The 17302-nt window shown below is 70.1% G+C and carries 14 protein-coding genes; 8 read left to right on the top strand and 6 right to left on the bottom strand.

Annotated features, from left to right (window positions below):
• Positions 1 to 12: 12 nt before the first annotated feature.
• The 5 genes from ABH923_RS18185 (at position 13) to ABH923_RS18205 (ending at position 6186) form a co-directional block, all read left to right on the top strand.
• Positions 13 to 1635 carry an MFS transporter gene (locus ABH923_RS18185; RefSeq protein WP_370056800.1) on the top strand — a complete coding sequence of 541 codons (1623 nt, stop codon included), beginning with the start codon at positions 13 to 15 and terminating at the stop codon, positions 1633 to 1635.
• A gap of 143 nt (positions 1636 to 1778) precedes the next feature.
• Positions 1779 to 3611 carry a glycoside hydrolase family 15 protein gene (locus tag ABH923_RS18190; RefSeq protein WP_370056801.1) on the top strand — a complete coding sequence of 611 codons (1833 nt, stop codon included), beginning with the start codon at positions 1779 to 1781 and terminating at the stop codon, positions 3609 to 3611.
• On the top strand, positions 3608 to 4708 hold the full coding sequence (locus ABH923_RS18195; protein ID WP_370056802.1) for an ATP-binding protein: 1101 nt from the start codon (positions 3608 to 3610) through the stop codon (positions 4706 to 4708). The genes ABH923_RS18190 and ABH923_RS18195 overlap by 4 nt, the downstream gene beginning before the upstream one ends.
• A gap of 13 nt (positions 4709 to 4721) precedes the next feature.
• A complete protein-coding gene (locus ABH923_RS18200) occupies positions 4722 to 5576 on the top strand; it encodes an MIP/aquaporin family protein (protein WP_370056803.1) in 855 nt (284 codons plus the stop codon).
• Between the two features lie 52 nt (positions 5577 to 5628).
• On the top strand, positions 5629 to 6186 hold the full coding sequence (locus tag ABH923_RS18205) for a hypothetical protein (protein WP_370056804.1): 558 nt from the start codon (positions 5629 to 5631) through the stop codon (positions 6184 to 6186).
• Positions 6187 to 6324: 138 nt separating this feature from the next.
• Here the strand turns inward: ABH923_RS18205 and ABH923_RS18210 are convergent, their stop codons facing one another.
• Genes ABH923_RS18210 through ABH923_RS18225 form a run of 4 tightly spaced genes read right to left on the bottom strand, consistent with a single transcriptional unit; the run spans position 6325 to position 10424 of the window.
• Positions 6325 to 6996 (bottom strand): GAP family protein, encoded by a 672-nt coding sequence (locus ABH923_RS18210; RefSeq protein ID WP_370056805.1) that lies wholly within the window; start codon positions 6994 to 6996, stop codon positions 6325 to 6327.
• Positions 6997 to 8220, bottom strand: coding sequence for an AI-2E family transporter (locus ABH923_RS18215; RefSeq protein ID WP_370056806.1), 1224 nt, complete (start codon positions 8218 to 8220; stop codon positions 6997 to 6999). It abuts the gene before it with no gap.
• Positions 8207 to 9937 carry a SulP family inorganic anion transporter gene (locus ABH923_RS18220; protein ID WP_370056807.1) on the bottom strand — a complete coding sequence of 577 codons (1731 nt, stop codon included), beginning with the start codon at positions 9935 to 9937 and terminating at the stop codon, positions 8207 to 8209. The genes ABH923_RS18215 and ABH923_RS18220 overlap by 14 nt, the downstream gene beginning before the upstream one ends.
• 13 nt (positions 9938 to 9950) lie before the next feature.
• Positions 9951 to 10424 (bottom strand): SHOCT domain-containing protein, encoded by a 474-nt coding sequence (locus ABH923_RS18225; protein WP_370056808.1) that lies wholly within the window; start codon positions 10422 to 10424, stop codon positions 9951 to 9953.
• Positions 10425 to 10657: 233 nt separating this feature from the next.
• Here ABH923_RS18225 and ABH923_RS18230 point away from each other — a divergent pair, with 233 nt between their 5' ends.
• Together ABH923_RS18230 and ABH923_RS18235 are read left to right on the top strand one after the other, a co-directional pair.
• The gene (locus ABH923_RS18230) at positions 10658 to 13003 is read left to right on the top strand and encodes an arylsulfatase (protein WP_370056809.1); all 2346 of its coding nucleotides are present in this window, start codon (positions 10658 to 10660) and stop codon (positions 13001 to 13003) included.
• Between the two features lie 16 nt (positions 13004 to 13019).
• Positions 13020 to 14624 carry a SulP family inorganic anion transporter gene (locus ABH923_RS18235; protein ID WP_370056810.1) on the top strand — a complete coding sequence of 535 codons (1605 nt, stop codon included), beginning with the start codon at positions 13020 to 13022 and terminating at the stop codon, positions 14622 to 14624.
• On the opposite strand, the gene ABH923_RS18240 is transcribed toward ABH923_RS18235, so the two are convergent.
• Both ABH923_RS18240 and ABH923_RS18245 read right to left on the bottom strand, forming a co-directional pair.
• Entirely contained in the window at positions 14621 to 15535 is a 915-nt protein-coding gene (locus tag ABH923_RS18240; RefSeq protein WP_370056811.1) for a hypothetical protein, read from the bottom strand. The two genes, ABH923_RS18235 and ABH923_RS18240, sit on opposite strands and share 4 nt — an antisense overlap.
• Before the next feature lie 10 nt (positions 15536 to 15545).
• Positions 15546 to 16385, bottom strand: a complete 840-nt coding sequence (locus ABH923_RS18245; protein WP_370056812.1) for a helix-turn-helix transcriptional regulator — start codon at positions 16383 to 16385, stop codon at positions 15546 to 15548.
• Between the two features lie 102 nt (positions 16386 to 16487).
• Here ABH923_RS18245 and ABH923_RS18250 point away from each other — a divergent pair, with 102 nt between their 5' ends.
• The gene (locus ABH923_RS18250; protein ID WP_370056813.1) at positions 16488 to 17264 is read left to right on the top strand and encodes an SDR family oxidoreductase; all 777 of its coding nucleotides are present in this window, start codon (positions 16488 to 16490) and stop codon (positions 17262 to 17264) included.
• The last annotated feature ends 38 nt before the right edge of the window (positions 17265 to 17302 follow it).

Raw genomic sequence — 17302 nt, forward strand, 5'->3', positions numbered from 1 at the left:
GAGGTGGCGGTCATGGCGAATCGGTGGGGCGCGGTCACCGTGCTGGCGTCGGCGCAGTTCGTGATGACGCTCGACAGCACCGTCATGAACGTCTCCATCTCGACCGTCGTCAAGGACCTGCACACGACCATCTCGGCCATGCAGGCGTGCATCACCTTCTACACACTGACGATGGCGGCTTTCATGCTGCTGGGCGCGAAGCTCGGCGACGTCTGGGGCCGCCGGCGCGCGCTCGTCATCGGCTCGATCGTGTACGCGATCGGCTCGGGAACGACCGCCCTCGCGCCCAACATCGTCGTGCTGTTCCTCGGCTGGTCGGTGGTGGAGGGGCTGGGCGCGGTGCTGGTCATCCCGGCCATCGCCGCGCTCATCGCGGACAACTACTCCGGGCACGCGCGCGTGACGGCGTTCGCCACGATCGGCGCGGCCTCCGGCGTGGCCGTCGCGGTCGGGCCGCTGATCGGCGGGTTCCTCACCACCTACGCGAGCTGGCGGTACGTGTTCGCGGGCGAGGTCGTCATCATGGCGATCGTGCTGCTGTTCCGCAACGTGGTCGCCGACAACGGCGAACGCCTGCACATCCGGATCGACTTCCTCTCCGTGCTTCTCTCGGCCGCCGGTCTGGTGCTCATCGTCTACGGCCTCCTGCAGACGAAGACCTGGGGCTGGATCCTGCCGACCCAGCAGAACATCAATGTCCTCGGGATCTCGCCGGTGCCGTTCATCGTCGGGATCGGGGCCGTGCTGCTCTGGCTGTTCTTCCTCCGCCAGCGCCGGTTGATCCGGCTCGGGAGGCCTCCGCTGCTGAACACCGCCATCCTGCGACTCCGGCAGCTCCGCGCGGGGGTGGGGAGCCTCGGCATCCAGTACACGGTGACCGCGGGCCTGTTCTTCATCGTGCCGATCTTCCTGCAGCTCTCGCTGGGGCTGGACGCGCTGACGACCGGGCTGCGGATCTTCCCGCTGTCCGTCGCGCTCGTGCTGTTCTCCATCCTCGGGACGGTGCTCGCGCGGAGGCTGTCGCCGAAGCTCATCGCCCGGATCGGCCAGTACGGGCTCGTGCTGTCAAGCCTGGTGCTGCTCGGCTCGGTGGACTCGAAGCTCGACAACTGGATCTTCGGCGCCGGGATGTTCCTGGCCGGCGCGGCCCTCGGCCTGCTCGCCTCCCAGCTCGGCAACGTGACCATGTCGGCGGTGGGCGACGACGAGCTGAGCGAGGCCGGAGGAGTGCAGGGGGTGTACCAGAACCTGGGATCGTCGCTCGGGACCGCGCTGATCGGCTCGGTGATGATCGCCTCCCTCACCACACTGTTCAGCGGCGGCGTGGCGGCGAGCAGCCTCCCGGACTCGGTGCAGCAGCAGATCGCCGCGGAGACGAAGGCCGGCGTCGCGGTCGTGCCGGTGGCCGACGTGCCGAAGATCGCGACGGACGCCGGCCTCTCGCAGGATCAGGCCAACGAGCTCTCCTCGATCTACAGCACGTCGCAGCTCGAGGCCCTGCGGCTGTCGTTCGCGGCGCTGGCGATGGTCTCGCTCGGCGCGGTGTTCTTCTCGCGCAACCTGCCGTCGAGCGTGCTGGGGAAGCCCGAGGGCGAGGCGGCCGAGGAGGCGGAGGAGGACGCGCCCTCCCGCTGACCGGTCGCGCCCTCGCGCTGTCGGGCCGCGCCCTCCGCTGTCGGGCCGCGTCCTCCGCTGACGGGTCTGGTGCCGCGCTCGCACCCGGAGCTAGCATGCGGCCGTCGGCGCCGGGCGGCGCGGCACGACGGGAGGAGACCCGCATGGAGGCGTTCCCCGACATCGCGGACCACGGTCTGATCGGCGACCTGCAGACCGTGGCGCTGGTCTCGACCGGCGGCTCGATCGACTGGTTCTGCGCTCCCCGGTTCGACTCGCCGACGATGTTCGCGGCGCTGCTCGACCGCGAGAAGGGCGGCTTCTTCCGCATCCACGCGCTCGCCGACGATGTGCGCATCCGGCAGATGTACTTCCCGCAGACCGCCGTGCTGATCACCCGGTTCATGTCCTCCGCAGGCGTCGGGGAGGTCATCGACTTCATGCCCGTCGCCGACGAGCCGCGGATCGCCACCGCCAGGCGCATCATCGTGCGCGCCGTGCGGGTGGTGCGCGGCGAGCTGACCTTCCGGCTGGAGTGCCGGCCGCGGTTCGACTACGGCCGCAGCGCGCACACGGCCACGGCCTCCGAGAACGGTGTGCTGTTCGCCGACGACACCACCAGCGCGGCCCTGCACGGGGTGCCCGCCGAGGCGTTGGTGGACGGCGACGTCGACCTGGAGTTCTCGCTCGGCGCCGGTGACCTGCGGATCTTCGCGTTCGAGACCGAGCCGCGCGGCGAGCCCCGCGACATCGGCCGTGCGCGCGGCAACCGGCTGTTCCGCGAGACGGTTGCGTTCTGGCGGGACTGGATCGGTCGCAGCGGCTACTCCGGCCGGTGGCGGGAGGACGTGGAGCGCTCCTCGATGGTGCTGAAGCTGCTCCAGTACGCGCCGAGCGGAGCGCTGGTCGCCGCCCCGACCGCTGCGCTGCCCGAGCAGCTCGGCGGCGTGCGCAACTGGGACTACCGCTACACCTGGATCCGCGACGCGTCCTTCTCGGTCTACTCGCTGCTCGCACTCGGCTACGAGGAGGAGGCGATCGCCTTCTCGCTATGGACCGCCGATCGGGTCTCCGAGGCCGTGGGCGAGAGCTCCGGGCCGCTCAAGATCATGTACCGGATCGACGGATCGTCCGATCTGGAGGAGCTCACCCTCGACCACTTCGAGGGCTACGCCGGATCGAAACCCGTGCACATCGGCAACGGCGCCGCCGACCAGCTCCAGCTCGACATCTACGGCGAGGCCTTGGACGCCCTGTCCATCGCCGAGGACCATCACCCGATCGGGCATCCCGGCTGGGTGAAGATCGTCGGCATCCTCGACTGGCTCGCCGACAACTGGGACCAGCCCGACGAAGGCGTCTGGGAGACCAGGGGAGGCCGCAAGGACTTCACCTACGGCCGGATCATGTGCTGGGTCGCCTTCGACCGCGCCATCACGATCGCCAGGGAGCGCAGCCGCCCAGCGCCGCTGGAGCGCTGGATCACCACCCGCGACGCCATCTACGAGCAGGTCTTCACGAAGTGCTGGAACCCCGAGCGGAAGGCCTTCACCCAGCATCCCGGCACCGACGTCGTCGACGCGATCACCCTGCTGATGCCGCTGGTCGGGATGATCTCGCCGCAGGACCCGATGTGGCTCTCGACCCTCGACGCGATCGGGGAGGAGCTGGTCACCGACAGCCTGGTGTACCGGTACAACCCGTCGGCCTCGCCGGACGGTCTTCCCGGCGAGGAGGGCACCTTCTCGCTGTGCTCGTTCTTCTACGTCTGCGCCCTGACCGACGCCGGGCGCCTGGACGAGGCGCAATACGCCTTCGAGAAGATGCTGACCTACGGCAACCACGTCGGCCTGTTCGCCGAGGAGATCGACCCCGCCGGCCTCCAGCTCGGCAACTTCCCCCAGGCCTTCACCCACCTCGCGCTCATCCGGGCCGCGATCACGCTGGACGCCGCCCTGACCGCTCAGAACGCCACCAACCGGAAGGCCGCACGATGATCCCGCTCACCATCGGCACCACCGTCGACGCCCCCGAGCGTCCCGCCGTCATCGACGGCTCCCGCTTCAACCGGCACACCTTCTGGTGCGGGCAGAGCGGGTCGGGCAAGACCTACGCGCTCGGCGTCGTGCTGGAGCAGTTGCTGCTGCAGACCGAGCTGCCGATGGCCGTGCTCGACCCGAACGCCGACTTCGTGCGGGTGTCGCGGACCCGGGAGGACGCGTCGGCCGAGGAGCGCGACCGTTTCGCGGACTTCGACATCCGGGTCTTCCACTCCAGCACCCGCGCCGAGCCGCAGCTCCACGCCCGCTACGTCGATCTCCGGGTGCGGTCGCAAGCCGCGGTCGGGAGGCTGGACCCGATCGTCGACGAGGAGGAGTACAACGCCCTCCTGCACCTGGACAAGACGCCGGGGCAGCACTTCGACAAGCACCGCTTCCTGGAGGCGCTCGCCTCCTCGGACGACCCGGCCCGGCAGCGGCTCGGGATGCGGATCGACAACCTGCAGATCCTGGACTGGCCGCTCTGGTCGTTCGGCCGCTCCTCGGTCGTCGACACGATCGACGAGCGGCCCCGCGTCACCGTGCTCGACGTCGGAGGCTTCGCGCACCAGGCCGAGCCGCAGGCCGCGGCGCTGTGCGTGCTGGAGCACCTCTGGGAGAAGCGGATGGAGCGCGACCCGCTGCTGATCGTGATGGACGAGGCGCACAACTTCTGCCCGCCGGAGCCGCGGAGCAGCGTGGAGGCGCAGCTCACCGAGCAGGTCATCCAGATCGCCGCGGAGGGCCGCAAGTTCGGGCTGTGGCTGTTCCTCTCCACCCAGCGGCCCACCAAGATCCACCCGAACGTGCTGTCGCAGTGCGACAACCTCGGTCTGATGCGGATGAACTCGCCGCGAGACCTGGACGAGATCGGCGACGTGTTCGGGTTCGTGCCGCAGCACCTGCTGGAGCAGTCGCCGACGTTCCGCAAGGGCGAGGCGCTGTTCGCTGGCGCGTTCTCGGACGAGCCGCAGCTCGTGCGGATCGGTAGGCGCATCACCGTGGAGGGCGGCAGCGACCTGTCGGTGGAGCCGAGCGCGGTGGGAGTCGGATAGAAGAGGAGGCATCATGAGCCAGGACCAGACCAGCAAGGACGCCGCAGCGGCGCGCGGGATCATGAACGACGTCGTCCACGGGCGGCTGTTGCACATGCCCGCCTCGATCGAGCAGTCCATCGAGGACTTCCACGACACGTCGCAGGAGTGGCGTCGGCTGTTCTCCGAGCTGCTGGGCACCTTCTTCCTGGTGCTGGTGGCCGCAGGCGGCGGGATGATGGGCCAGGCGTTCCCGAACACGATCTCGCGCACGGCAGCCGTGACCGCGCCGGCGCTGATGGTGTTCGCGATCATCCTGTTCATGGGCAAGGTCTCCGGCGCGCACCTCAACCCGGCGGTCAGCGTGGCGTTCGCGCTGCGCGGGGACTTCCCGTGGTCGCGCGTGCCCGGCTACATCGTCGTGCAACTCGGCGGGGCCTCCCTCGCGGCATGGTTCCTGGAGGGCGTCACCCACGTCTCAGCGCGCTACGGCTCCAACTACCCGGCGACCGGTTTCAGCTCCTGGGACGCGCTGCTGATGGAGACGGTGCTGACCTTCGGCCTGGTGAGCGTCATCCTGGGCACGGCCTCCGGAGCCCAGAACCTCGGCATCATCGGCGCGTTCGGCGTCGGCGCCTACATCGCGCTGGCCGGACTGTGGGGCAGCCCGATCTCCGGCGCCTCGATGAACCCGGCCCGCACCTTCGGGCCCGACCTGGTGAGCGGGCACTGGGACGCGTACTGGGTGTACATCGTCGGCCCGGTCGCGGGCGCGGTGATCGCGGTCGGCGCGGCGTTCCTGCTGCGCGGGCGCGGGGGAGGCCTCGCCGGGTCGGCGGCGGCGCAGGGCGGCCTCGACACGGCGGCGCGGTTCCCCGAGAAGGAGTGAGCGCTCCGCGACGGGACTGACGCTTTGACCGGCCGCGGACCATGATGTCCTCATGGACTCGATGGACCTCAACCAGCCGGGAGCTGCGCCGGCGGAGAGCGGCGTCCGGGTGCAGCGGGCGCTGTGGCGGCACTGGGGAACGCCCGCGGGCATCTACGGCACCATCGTTTACGCGAGCGTGGTCGCCGCGAGCTCGGGCGGCGCGACCAGCCAGGCGGACGCACTTCATGTCCTGGTCTTCACCCTGGTGAGCATCGTGGTGTTCTGGCTGGCCCACGTCTACTCCACCGCCCTCGGCTTCCACGCCGACGACGACAGCGCCCGAGCCCGCATCGTCGACTCCCTGCGGCACGCCTTGTTCGAATCGAGCGGGATGCTGGAGGCGGCGGTCGTCCCCAGCATCCCGCTGCTGCTCGCGGCGCTCGGCATCATCCCGGCCGAGGTCGGCGTGTTCGTGTCGCTCTGGCTGACCGTGCTGCTGCTGGCGCTGCTGGGCTACCTGGTGTTCCTGATCCGCGGGAGGTCGGTGCTGGTGTGCTTGACAGGGGCGGTGGTGACCGGGGGTTTCGGGGTCGTGGTGATCCTGTTGAAGACCACCTTGCAGCACTGAGGGCCGACGGGGACCGCGAGACGTGAGTCGTTGCGGAAATCGCCGGTGCGAATTCCGCAACGACTCACGTTTCGGGGTCAGTGATGCAGATGCGCTACGACCGGGAGAACGCCAGGGCCGCCGCGGCCGGCTGACCCGTCAGAAGCTCCCGATCCCTTTTCCGACCAGCACCACCCCGATCACGAGCAGCAGCACCGCCATCACCGTCGCGTTGTTGCCCACGAGCCATCCGCGGAGCGCGTCGAGCGGGCCGCGCATCGCGTCGGCGGCCACCAGATAGCCGATCACCGGGATGGCCACCGAGCTCGCCGCGACGACCACGAAGATCAGGATGACGACCGTCGTGGACCCCGCGGAGAGTCCCGCCGTGCCGATGGCGACCCCGGCACCCGCGGCCAGCAGAAGGTTCTTCGGGTTCACCGCCGCCAGGATGAACGCGAGAACGAAGCCGCGCCCTGCGGTCATCGAGTCGATCGCACTCATCCATTTCGGGAGCGCGGCCGTCTCGCCCGGCTTCGGCCGGGAGCGCCACTGCCGCAGCGCGAGCAGCAGCAGTCCCAGCCCCAGGACGATCTTGATGGTTCCGGCGATCGGCTTCGACGCGTTCGGGTCGGCCGCGGGGATGAGCCCGGACAGCAGCGTGAAGACCAGTACAGCGACGACGATGCCCAGCACCCAGCCGATCAGGAACCCGACGCTCGTGCCGCGCGCCTTCGGCGAGAGCAGCATCAGGATCGCCGCGATGATCGGTATCGGGCTGATCGCGATGCCCAGCGCCAGCGGCAGGGTGTCCCCGATCGCACTCCCCATCTACTCCTCTTTCCGTTCCTCGACCGCAGGCGTGTGCCTCGCGTCCTTCGCCGACTTGCGCTCGGCCTTCGCCGCGTCGGACTCCACCTTCATCAGGTCCTTCGTCTCCCGGAGGTCGCCGATCACCGCGCGCCAGATCCGGGCGCGCGGGTCGGAGTCCACCAGGATCGCGCGGGCCAGCAGCGTCAGCGGGATGGCGAGGATGGCGCCGATCGCGCCGAGCACGATCGCCCACAGCAGCACCGAGAAGAACGTCAGCGTCTGGCTGAGCGCCACGGCGTTGCCGACCACCTTCGGCTGCACGACCGACTGAACGACGGCGTTGACGACCCCGTAGATGACGATGATCGCGATGACGGTGCCCCAGCCTCCGATGAGGTAGCCGAACACCAGGGGAGGCACCAGCGCCAGGAAGTAGCCGACGTTGGGGATGAAGCTGCACAGGAACGACAGGATCGCCCAGAGCAGCGCGGCCGGCACGCCCAGGATGAACAGCGCTATGCCGTTGATCACGCCCTGGACGATGCCGAGCAGGGTGGTCACGACCATGTAGCGGCGGACGCTGTGGGCGAAGCCGGTGAGCGCGTACACCAGGTTCGGCTTGGTCGGCTCGAGCTGGCGCAGCAGCGTCGGCGTGTAGGCGGCGTCGGCGGGCATCAGGATGAGCATGGTCAGCACGATCACGCCGAACGTGATCAGGCCGAAGGCGCCGCCGAGCAGGCCGCTGAAGAAGTTCAGCAGCTTGGTCGGGTCGAAGCCCTGCGTCACGGCCTGGAGGTCCTGCGGGCTGATGCCGATGCTCGTCAGCCAGTGCGCGAACTGCTGGCCGATCTGCTGGAACTGCTCCTTGTACTGCGGCAGCATCGAAACGAACTGGGCCATCGCGATGATCAGGAGGGCGGCGAAGCCGGCCAGCAGCGCGAACGTCGTCAGTGCGACGGCGCCGGTCGCGACCCCGCTCGGCGTGCCGTGCCGCTCCAGCCAGACCCGCACCGGCTGCGCGCAGATGACGAGCACCAGCGCCAGCAGCGTGGGGGCGAGGATGCCGGCGATGGCGTGCATCCCGATCAGGATGACGACGCCGCCCGCCAGCGCGAGGAGGATACGGGCGCTGCGGCCGTTCGCGGCGACGGCCTCCTGGTCGGGGTCCGGCCCGGCCGGCGGCGGAGGCTCTGGCGCGCGGGTGCGGCGGCGGAACGGCCAGATCCCGCTAGTCGTGGTCATGATCGTTTCCCGCGATCGGTGTCTGGAGCGCCATGATGGCCTCCCTGTTGGTGTCGAAGAAGCGCACGCCATCGACGAGCTCGAGGTGCTGGAGCCGGTCGCGGATGCCGGGGCGCACGCGGCTGAGGGCGAGGTCGCCCCCGCGCGTGCTGAGGAAGGCCTGGACGGCCTCCCACGATTCGGCGCCGGTCACGTCGACGTCGGTGACGGCCTCCATGTCGAGCACGACGTGCGTGGCGCCGGTGTCCGTGACGGCCCGCTCGACCGCCTTCTCGAAGGAGGTCGAGTTCGCGAAGAACAGCGGCGCCGCGAGCCGGACGACCACGACGCCCGGTACGGTCGGCTCCCCGGCCGGCGCGGCCTCCAGGAGGGAGTGCTGCGGGTCGCCGTCGGCCGCGAGGGTGTCGATCGGCGGGTTGGCGGCGCGGCGCGTAACGTTGACGACCGCGAGGACGAAGGCGATCACGATGCCGGCGATCGGCCCGATGATCAGGGCGCCGAGGAAGCACGCGGCGCCGATCGCGAACTCGAACCGGTCGAGCCGCCAGAGCCGGATGAAGTCGGGGATGCCGAGCAGCGGGACGACCGCGACCGCGACGATGGTGCCGATGGCGGGGGAGGGGATGTCCGCCAGCAGGGCGGTCCCGAAGATCAGGAGCAGCAGGGTGCCGAGGGCCGTGATCAGGGAGGGCAGCTGCGTGCGGGAGCCGGACTGGTCCATCGCGGCGGTGCGGGAGGTCGACGACCCGACCGCGAAGCCGCCGCTGACACCGGCGCCGATGTTGGCGAGCCCGAAGGCGAACAGGTCGCGGTCGGGGCGGGTCGGGTAGCCGCGCTTCTCGCCGTAGGAGCGGGAGACGAGGAGGCCCTCGCCCATCGCGACGACGGTGAGGGCGATGGCCGAGGGGATGAGCGCGAGCCACTGCCCCCACGCGATGATCGGCCAGGTGAACGTCGGAGGGCCCGCCTCGACGTGGCCGAGCACGGCGACGCCGTCCCGCTCCGCGCCGGTGGACACGACCACGACGGTCGCCACGATGAGGACGAGAAGCGCCCACGGCATGGTGGCGACGAGCCGGCGGCCCACCAGCAGGACGATGAGGGCGCCGAGCGAGATGAGCAGCGACCAGATGTTCAGCGTCGGCAGCCCGGTGATGAGGCCGCCGACCTTCTCCAGGAACTCCCCGCCCGAGTTGATCTTGATGCCCAGCATCTTGGCCACCTGCGACACCAGGATGTCGAGCGCGAGGCCGCCGACGAAGCCGACCAGGATCGGCTTGGAGAGGAAGTTGGCGAGGAAGCCGAGCTTGAAGAACGAGCACAGCAGGAAGAGCACGCCGCTGATCAGGGCCTGCGCGAGGGCGAGCGTTATGTAGTCCTGGTGGCCGGCGACGGCGAGGCCGCCGAGCGAGGAGGCCACCAGCGCGGCGGCCGCGGCGTCCGGCGACGCGACGAGCTGGCGCGACGAGACGGTGAGCGCGTAGAGCACCGCCGGCACCACCAGCGCGTACAGCCCGGCGGTGGCGGGGAGGCCCGCGATCTGGGCGTAGCCGATGTTGAGCGGGATGGCGATCGCGAGCAGGGTGACACCGCCGAGCACCTCGCGGACGGCGTTCTTCGCGGTGAGTCCCGCGAGCGGCCGGATGCGGGTGCGCGACGGCGCCGGAGCCCTGGAGGACTCCGGCGCCGTCGCGGTCGGGTCGGTCACGTCGGTCACCGATCCCGTTCGGTCACGCCGTGGGCGCTGCCGGCGGCGGGGTCGGCGCGGACGGGGCGGCTGGGGCCGCGGGCGCTGCGTGCGCTCCTGCTCCGGCCTGGTGGCCGAGGGCGACGCTCTTCAGGTGCGCGAACTCCTCGGGGGTGATGGTGCCGGCGTCGAGGAGGGCCTTCGCCTTCGCGATCTCGTCGGACGGGCTGGAGGTCGCCACCTCGCGGATGTAGGCGTCGGTGCTCTGCTGCACCTGGCGGGCCTCCTTCTGGCTGCGCTCCGCCATCCCCGGCCCGCGGGCGATGAGGTAGACGAGCGCGGTGAGGAACGGCACGAAGATCAGGAAGATGATCCACAGCGCTTTCCACCAGCCGTTGAGCTTGTGGTCACGGAACAGGTCGCTGATGATCGCGAACAGCGCGAACAGGTACGCGATGAAAGCGAAGCTCCAGAAGAACAGCCAGATGATGTTCCAGAAGTTGTTCCAGAAATCCATGTCGTTTTACCTTTCCCCCTGGGCTCGGGTCCGAGCCTGGATGTGCGCTGAGAGTAACGCCGCGGGGGGAGATGCGTCTAGAGGTCGTTGGGGTGGTGAGGAGGTGAAAATAAGGGAGGGCGTTATTTACACTTAGGCCGCTCAGCGTAAATAAGGACGGCGCCGCGACACCCGTCTAGACGCCATTGCCCGCCTCCGCCTAGCGTGACCCCTGAATCGAGGGGGTACACACGGTGACCAGAGATTTCCAGGGAAAGATCGAACTCGATGTGCGGGATTCGGTGTCCGATTGGGACGCCTTCCTGCCGCCGAAGGCTCCGGAGGGCGCGCCGAACGTGCTGCTGGTGCTCTACGACGACACCGGGCAGGCGGCGTGGTCGACCTACGGCGGCCGCATCCAGATGCCGACGATGGAGCGGCTCGCGCAGAGCGGTCTGACCTACACGCAGTGGCACACGACGGCGCTCTGCTCGCCGACGCGGTCGACCCTGCTCACCGGGCGCAACCACCACTCGAACGGGTTCGCCACCATCTCCGAGTCGTCCACCGGGTTCCCCGGCTACAACTCGCACATCCCCGCCTCCAATGCCACGATGGCGAACCTGCTGCGGGACGCGGGCTGGGCGACGTTCTGGGTGGGCAAGAACCACAACGTCCCGATCGACGAGTGGACCGCGGGCGCCAGCAAGAAGAACTGGCCGCTGGCGCAGGGCTTCGACCGGTTCTACGGCTTCATCGGCGGCGAGACCAACAACTGGTATCCGTCGCTCGCCGAGGACAACCACTACATCGACCAGCCCTACCTCCCGGAGCAGGGTTACCACCTGTCCAAGGACCTCGCCGACCAGGCGCTGCGGATGCTGCGCGACGTCCAGCAGACCGAGCCGGGCAAGCCCTGGTACATGTGGTTCTGCCCTGGTGCCAACCACGCCCCGCACCACGCGCCGCAGGAGTACATCGACAAGTACAAGGGCGTCTTCGACGACGGCTACGAGGCCTACCGCGAGTGGGTGCTGCCGCGCATGATCGAGCGCGGCCTGCTGCCGGAGGGCACCGAGCTGACCGAGCTGAACCCGATGCCGCCGGGGACCTTCTCGGAGACCGACGAGGTGCGGCCGTGGGCCGACCTGAGCGCGGAGGAGCGGGCGCTGTTCTGCCGGCTGGCGGAGGTGTACGCCGGGTTCTCCGAGTACACCGACGCCCAAGTCGGCCGGATCGTCGACTACCTGGAGGAGTCGGGGCAGCTCGACAACACGCTCATCATCTACTGCGCCGACAACGGGGCGTCCGGTGAGGGCAGCCCGAACGGGTCGGTCAACGAGGGCAAGATCTTCGGCGGCTACCCGGACGACCTCCAGGACAACCTGCGGATGGTCGACAAGCTGGGCTCGCCTGACACCTACAACCACTACCCGACGGGATGGGCGGCCGCGTTCTCCACGCCGTACCGGATGTTCAAGCGCTACGTCTACCAGGGCGGGGTGTGCGACCCGCTCGTGATCTCCTGGCCGAAGGGAATCGCGGCTCGCGGCGAGGTGCGCAACCAGTACCACCACTCGACGGACATCGTGGCGACCATCCTCGACGTCTGCGGGGTGGAGCTGCCGGAGACCTACAACGGCGTCGAGCAGCGCCCGCTCGACGGCATCCCGATGACCTACAGCTTCGACGCACCTGCAGACGGCGCGACCACGAAGCAGACGCAGTACTTCGAGATGTTCGGCAACCGCGGGATCTGGCACGACGGCTGGAAGGCCGTGACCGAGCACGGCCCGGTCAGCGGCCGCGGCGACTTCCCGAGCGACACGTGGCAGCTCTTCCACAGCGACGTCGACCGGTCGGAGGCGCACGACCTCGCCGCCGAGCACCCCGACAAGGTCGAAGAGCTGAAGGCGCTGTGGCTGGCGGAGGCCAAGCGCAACGACGTGCTGCCGCTCAACGACCTCCAGATCATCGGCAACCCGAAGGACTTCGAGACGTTCATCTCGATGGAGTTCAAGGTGCCGGTGCCGTCGAGCGGGCAGTACACCTACTACCCGGGCACGAGCGAGGTCCCGGAACGGTCGGCGGCGAACACGCACGGCGTCTCGTACAAGGTGCTCGCGGAGGTCGACACCACCGCGGGCACCGAGGGCGTGATCTTCGCGCACGGCTCCCGGTTCGGAGGCCACAGCCTGTTCGTGAAGGACGGGACGCTGACCTACGTCTACAACTTCCTCGGCATCCCGCCGGAGAACGTCATCTCGGCGCCGGTCCCCGGCCCGGGCCGGCACATCTTCGGCGTCTCCTTCACGAAGGAGCGGATGGGGGAGTATCGGGAGAGCATCGGCCCGCTGGCGCTCTACATCGACGACGAGAAGGTCGCCGAGCAGGAGATCCGGACGATCCTCGGCCACTTCTCGCTGTGCGGCGAGGGCCTGTGCATCGGCTACGACTCGGGCGACGCGGTGTCGAAGCTGTACGAGGGCTCGCGCTTCGAGTACAGCGGCGGTGAGATCGTCAAGGTCGTCTTCGACATCGCCGACGACGCCTACGTGGATGTGGAGGCGCACCTGGCCGCCGCCATGGCGCGGGACTGACGGCAGCGGGTCGAGCGTGACCACCGCGCCCCCGGCCGTCCGGCGGTCGTGGCTGCTGCCGACCCTGGCGGGGTACCGCCGGGAGTGGCTGGGCCGCGACATCCTGGCCGGGGTGTCCGCGGGCGCGGTGGTCGTGCCGCAGGCGATGGCGTATGCGACCATCGCGAACCTGCCGGTGGAGGCCGGCCTCTACACCGCGACGGTGCCGATGGCCGTGTACGCGTTCCTCGGCGGTTCGCGCGCGATGAGCGTCTCCACGACCTCCACGATCGCGACGCTCACCGCCACGACGTTCGTGTCGGCGGGCGTGGTCGCGAACTCGCACGCGATCCCGCGCGACCTGGTGACGCTGACCCTGCTCGTCGGCGTGGCCCTGCTGCTGGCGCGGCTGCTGCGGCTCGGCACGCTCGTCGAGATCATCAACAAGCCGACGCTGCTCGGCATCCAGATCGGCGTCGGCGCGACGGTCGCGGTCGGTCAGCTCCCCAAGCTGCTGGGAGAGACGGACGCCCCGACCGGCGGCGGCTTCATCCACAGCGTCAACGCGGTCGTCGCGGCGATCCCGCACGCCAATCCGGTGACGGCGATCCTGTCGCTGGTGTCGGTCGCCGCACTGTTCCTGTTCAAGCGCTTCCTGCCGCGGGTGCCCGGCCCGCTGATCGTCGTCGCGGCGGGGATCCTGCTGGTGGCGTTCGGCGGCCTCCGTGCCGCAGGCGTGGAGCTGATCACCCCGGTGACGCGCGCGTTCCCGCTGCCGGCGCTGCCGAGCCTCGACCACGTCTTCCAGCTCATCCCCGGCGCGCTGGCGATCGCGGTCATGGCGTTCCTGGAGTCCGCGGCCGTCGCTCGCGGCATCCGCGAGCTGGAGGACCCGCGCATCGACAGCAACCGCGAGCTGTTCGCGACCGCCATGGCGAGCCTGCTCGGCGGCTGGTTCCAGACGCTGCCGGCGGCCGGCGGGTTCTCGCAGAGCGCGGTCAACAAGGCTGCGGGAGCGCGCTCGCAGCTCGCCGCTCTCGTCACGGTCGTGCTGGCGCTCCTGATCGGGCTCTTCCTCGGCCCGGTGATCAGCCTGCTGCCGCAGGCGACGCTGGCCTCCCTCGTCTTCGTGGCGGTGTTCGGCCTGATCGACGTGAAAGACCTCGTGCTGCTCTGGCGGATCAGCAGACGGGACTTCGCGATCTCGATGACGACCGCCGTGATCGGCCTGACCGCCGGGCTGCTCGCCGCAGTGGCCGTCGGCGTGCTGTTCACCCTGGTGCTGGTGCTGGTGGCGCTCAACAAGCCGCGCGTCCGGGTGGACGAGACGGCGGGAGGCCGCATGAGCGTCAGCCTCCTCGGCCCGCTCTACACAGCCAACGTGCTGGCGACGGAGCAGGCGATCCTCGACGCGGCGGACGCCGCCCGCGCCGCCGGGGAGGTCACCGAGCTGACTCTGGACTGCTCACCGTTGCAAGACATCTCCATCACCGTCATCCTCGCCCTGCAGAACCTCGACCAGGAGCTCGCCGGGCGCGGCATCCGACTCCGCGTGCGCGGCATCCCCTCCGCCGCGCACGCGGTCGCGGCGCGGACGAAGTGGTTCCAGCGGATGGAGGGGGAGGGACGGGTCGTGGACTAGTCCGGCTGCGCTCCCGCCCACTCCAGCACCCGCAGCGCGCGCAGCGTGTTCCAGCGGCTCGGCTCGCCCACGGCCTCCATGTCCAGGAGAGCCCGGCCGGAGTGCTCGTGGTCGAGCAGCCACCGCCCGTCGGGCCCCCGGCGCGCCTCCACGACCGAGACGGCCTCGGCGACCCGTTTGTCCGCCGGGACTCCCGCCGCCCGCAGATGGTCGAGTCCGCGCAGGAGGTCGAACGCCCAGTAATACGGGAAGCTGAACCGCTGCCAGCTCTCCTCGATGATCGAGCCGTCGCTCAGGCGCCGCATCAGACCGCGCGTCAGCAGGTACTCGTGGCCGCGCGCGACCGCCGCGTCCACGTCGGTCGGGCCGCCCGCGTCGCGGTACGCAGTCAGGCCCTCAAGCGCGCAGATCGTGCTGTGGAACGATCCCGGGTCCTGGCGGGTCTCCGCGTAGCAGTTCCAGCCGCCGTCGTCCTGCTGCTCGTTCAGGAGCCGCTCGACGATCAGCTCGCTGGGATGCCCGAACCGCGCCCCGGCGACGAGCACCCGGCCGTTGATGCACGGCTCCACCTCGCCGTCGAAGAACGCGTGATTCCACCACTCCTCGCCCCAGTCGACCTGGCGCGCGACCCGGTCGACGGCCCGCCGCGTGCGCTCGCCGTCCGGGGGAGCGCCCAGCACCGCCAGCATGAGCATCGCGTCGTCCACGCCAACCCGGTCGCGCTGGGTCCAGACGCCCTCGCCCCAGGTGCCGTCCTCCCGCTGCCGGTCGAGCAGGGCGGCGCCCCAGCCTTCGGTCTCCACGTTCGCGCGCTCCGCGGCGACGGCGGCGTCCGGCTCGTGCAGGAGGTCGCGGCGCACCTGCCAGCGGATCGAAGGGTCGCCGTCCAACAGCCAGTCGATGACATCCACGGCGGACAGGCTACCCGGCGAACGACTGCGTGCCCAGTACCGCCAACAGCGCCAGCTTCTCCGCCGCTTCCGTGCGCGGCGCGGCCGTCAGCACGAGCAGGCACTGCGACTGGTCCTCGGTGAACAGGGCCTGGCAGTCCAGCTCGATCGCGCCGAGCTCCGGGTGGAGGAGCGTCTTGTGGTCCTCGAACCGGCGGGCGACCTCGTGCCGATCCCACAGCTCCGCGAACTCGGGGCTCCGCTCCAGCAGCGCCCGCACCAGCTCGCCGGCGCGCGACTGCGGCCCCAGGGCGCCGTACGCGTCGCGTAGGGAGGCCACCTGGGCGCGGCTCTGCCGGTCGCGGTCGGCCTCCGGGTACATCGCCCGCGCGGTCGCCGGGTCGGTGAACCAGCGGTAGAACTCGCTGCGCTCAAGTCCCGTGTAGTGCGAGCGGTCGCCCAGCAGCGCGGCGGCCAGACGGTTCTGCACGAGGGTCTCGCCGAGGTTCGACAGCACGAGCGCCGGGGTGTCGTCCAGCCGGTCGAGCACCCGCTGCAGCGCGGGAGGAACGTGCGCCCCGCCGAGACGGTCGGGGGTGTTGTGGCCGGCGACGCGGTACAGGTAGTCGCGCTCGTCGGCGGACAGCCGCAGGGCGCGGGCGAGGGAGGCGAGCATCTGGTCGCTTGGCTGCGGGCCGCGGCGCTGCTCCAGCCGGGTGTAGTAGTCGTTCGACATCGCGGCGAGCATCGCGACCTCCTCGCGGCGGAGGCCCGGAGCGCGGCGGCGGGCGCCGGAGGGCAGGCCGACGTCCTCCGGGCGCAAAGCCTCGCGGCGGCGGCGGAGGAAGTCGGCGAGCGCGGTGCGGTCCATCCCACCATCATCCGTCGTCGGGCGCGGCCGAGCCAGGGATCGCGGATCCCCCGATGAGCGCTCCGCTCCCGCCTTCGGCTCGACGCCCGCAGAGTGGAGGGCATGGACATCACAGGGAACACCGTCTTCATCCCCGGCGCCACCAGCGGCATCGGGCTCGCCCTCGCCGTCGCCCTCCATGAGCGCGGCAACACCGTCATCGTCGGAGGCCGCCGCACCGAGCTGCTCGAACGGATCGCCGCCGAGCACCTCGGCATCGACACCGTGCGCATCGACACCGCCGACGCCGGGAGCATCCGGGAGGCCGCGGACTCCGTGCTCGCCGCCCACCCGGACCTGAACGTGCTGGTCACGATGGCCGGCATCATGCGCGCGGAGGACTGGCATCGCCCTGAGGCGTTCCTCACCTCCGCCGAGTCGATCGTCACCACGAACGTGCTCGGGCCGATCCGCCTGATCGCCGCGTTCGTGGAGCACCTGCAGACCCGGCCGGACGCCACGATCGTGACGGTCTCCTCGGGCCTCGCGTTCACGCCGCTGAAGGTCACGCCGAGCTACAACGCCAGCAAGGCGGCCATCCACATGCTCAGCGAGAGCATCCGCCTGCAGCTCGCCGACACGTCGGTGAGCGTCGTGGAGCTGGAGCCGCCGGCGGTGCGCACCGCGCTGATGCCGGGCCAGGAGGAGAGCGACTTCGCGATGCCGCTGGACGAGTTCGTGGCGGAGGTCATGGAGCTGATCGAGACGCAGCCCGACGCGACCGAGCTGCAGGTGGAGCGGGTGAAGTTCCTCCGCTACGGCGAGGCCCGCGGCGACTACGACCGCGTGGTGGAGATCCTGAACGGCTCCGACCCGCACGCCCGCGAGTCGGCAGCGTAACCGCCGTCGAAGGGCACGTAAACGTCCCTGAAACCGCG

Source organism: Leifsonia sp. EB41, assembly GCF_041262565.1.
Lineage (GTDB): Bacteria > Actinomycetota > Actinomycetes > Actinomycetales > Microbacteriaceae > Leifsonia.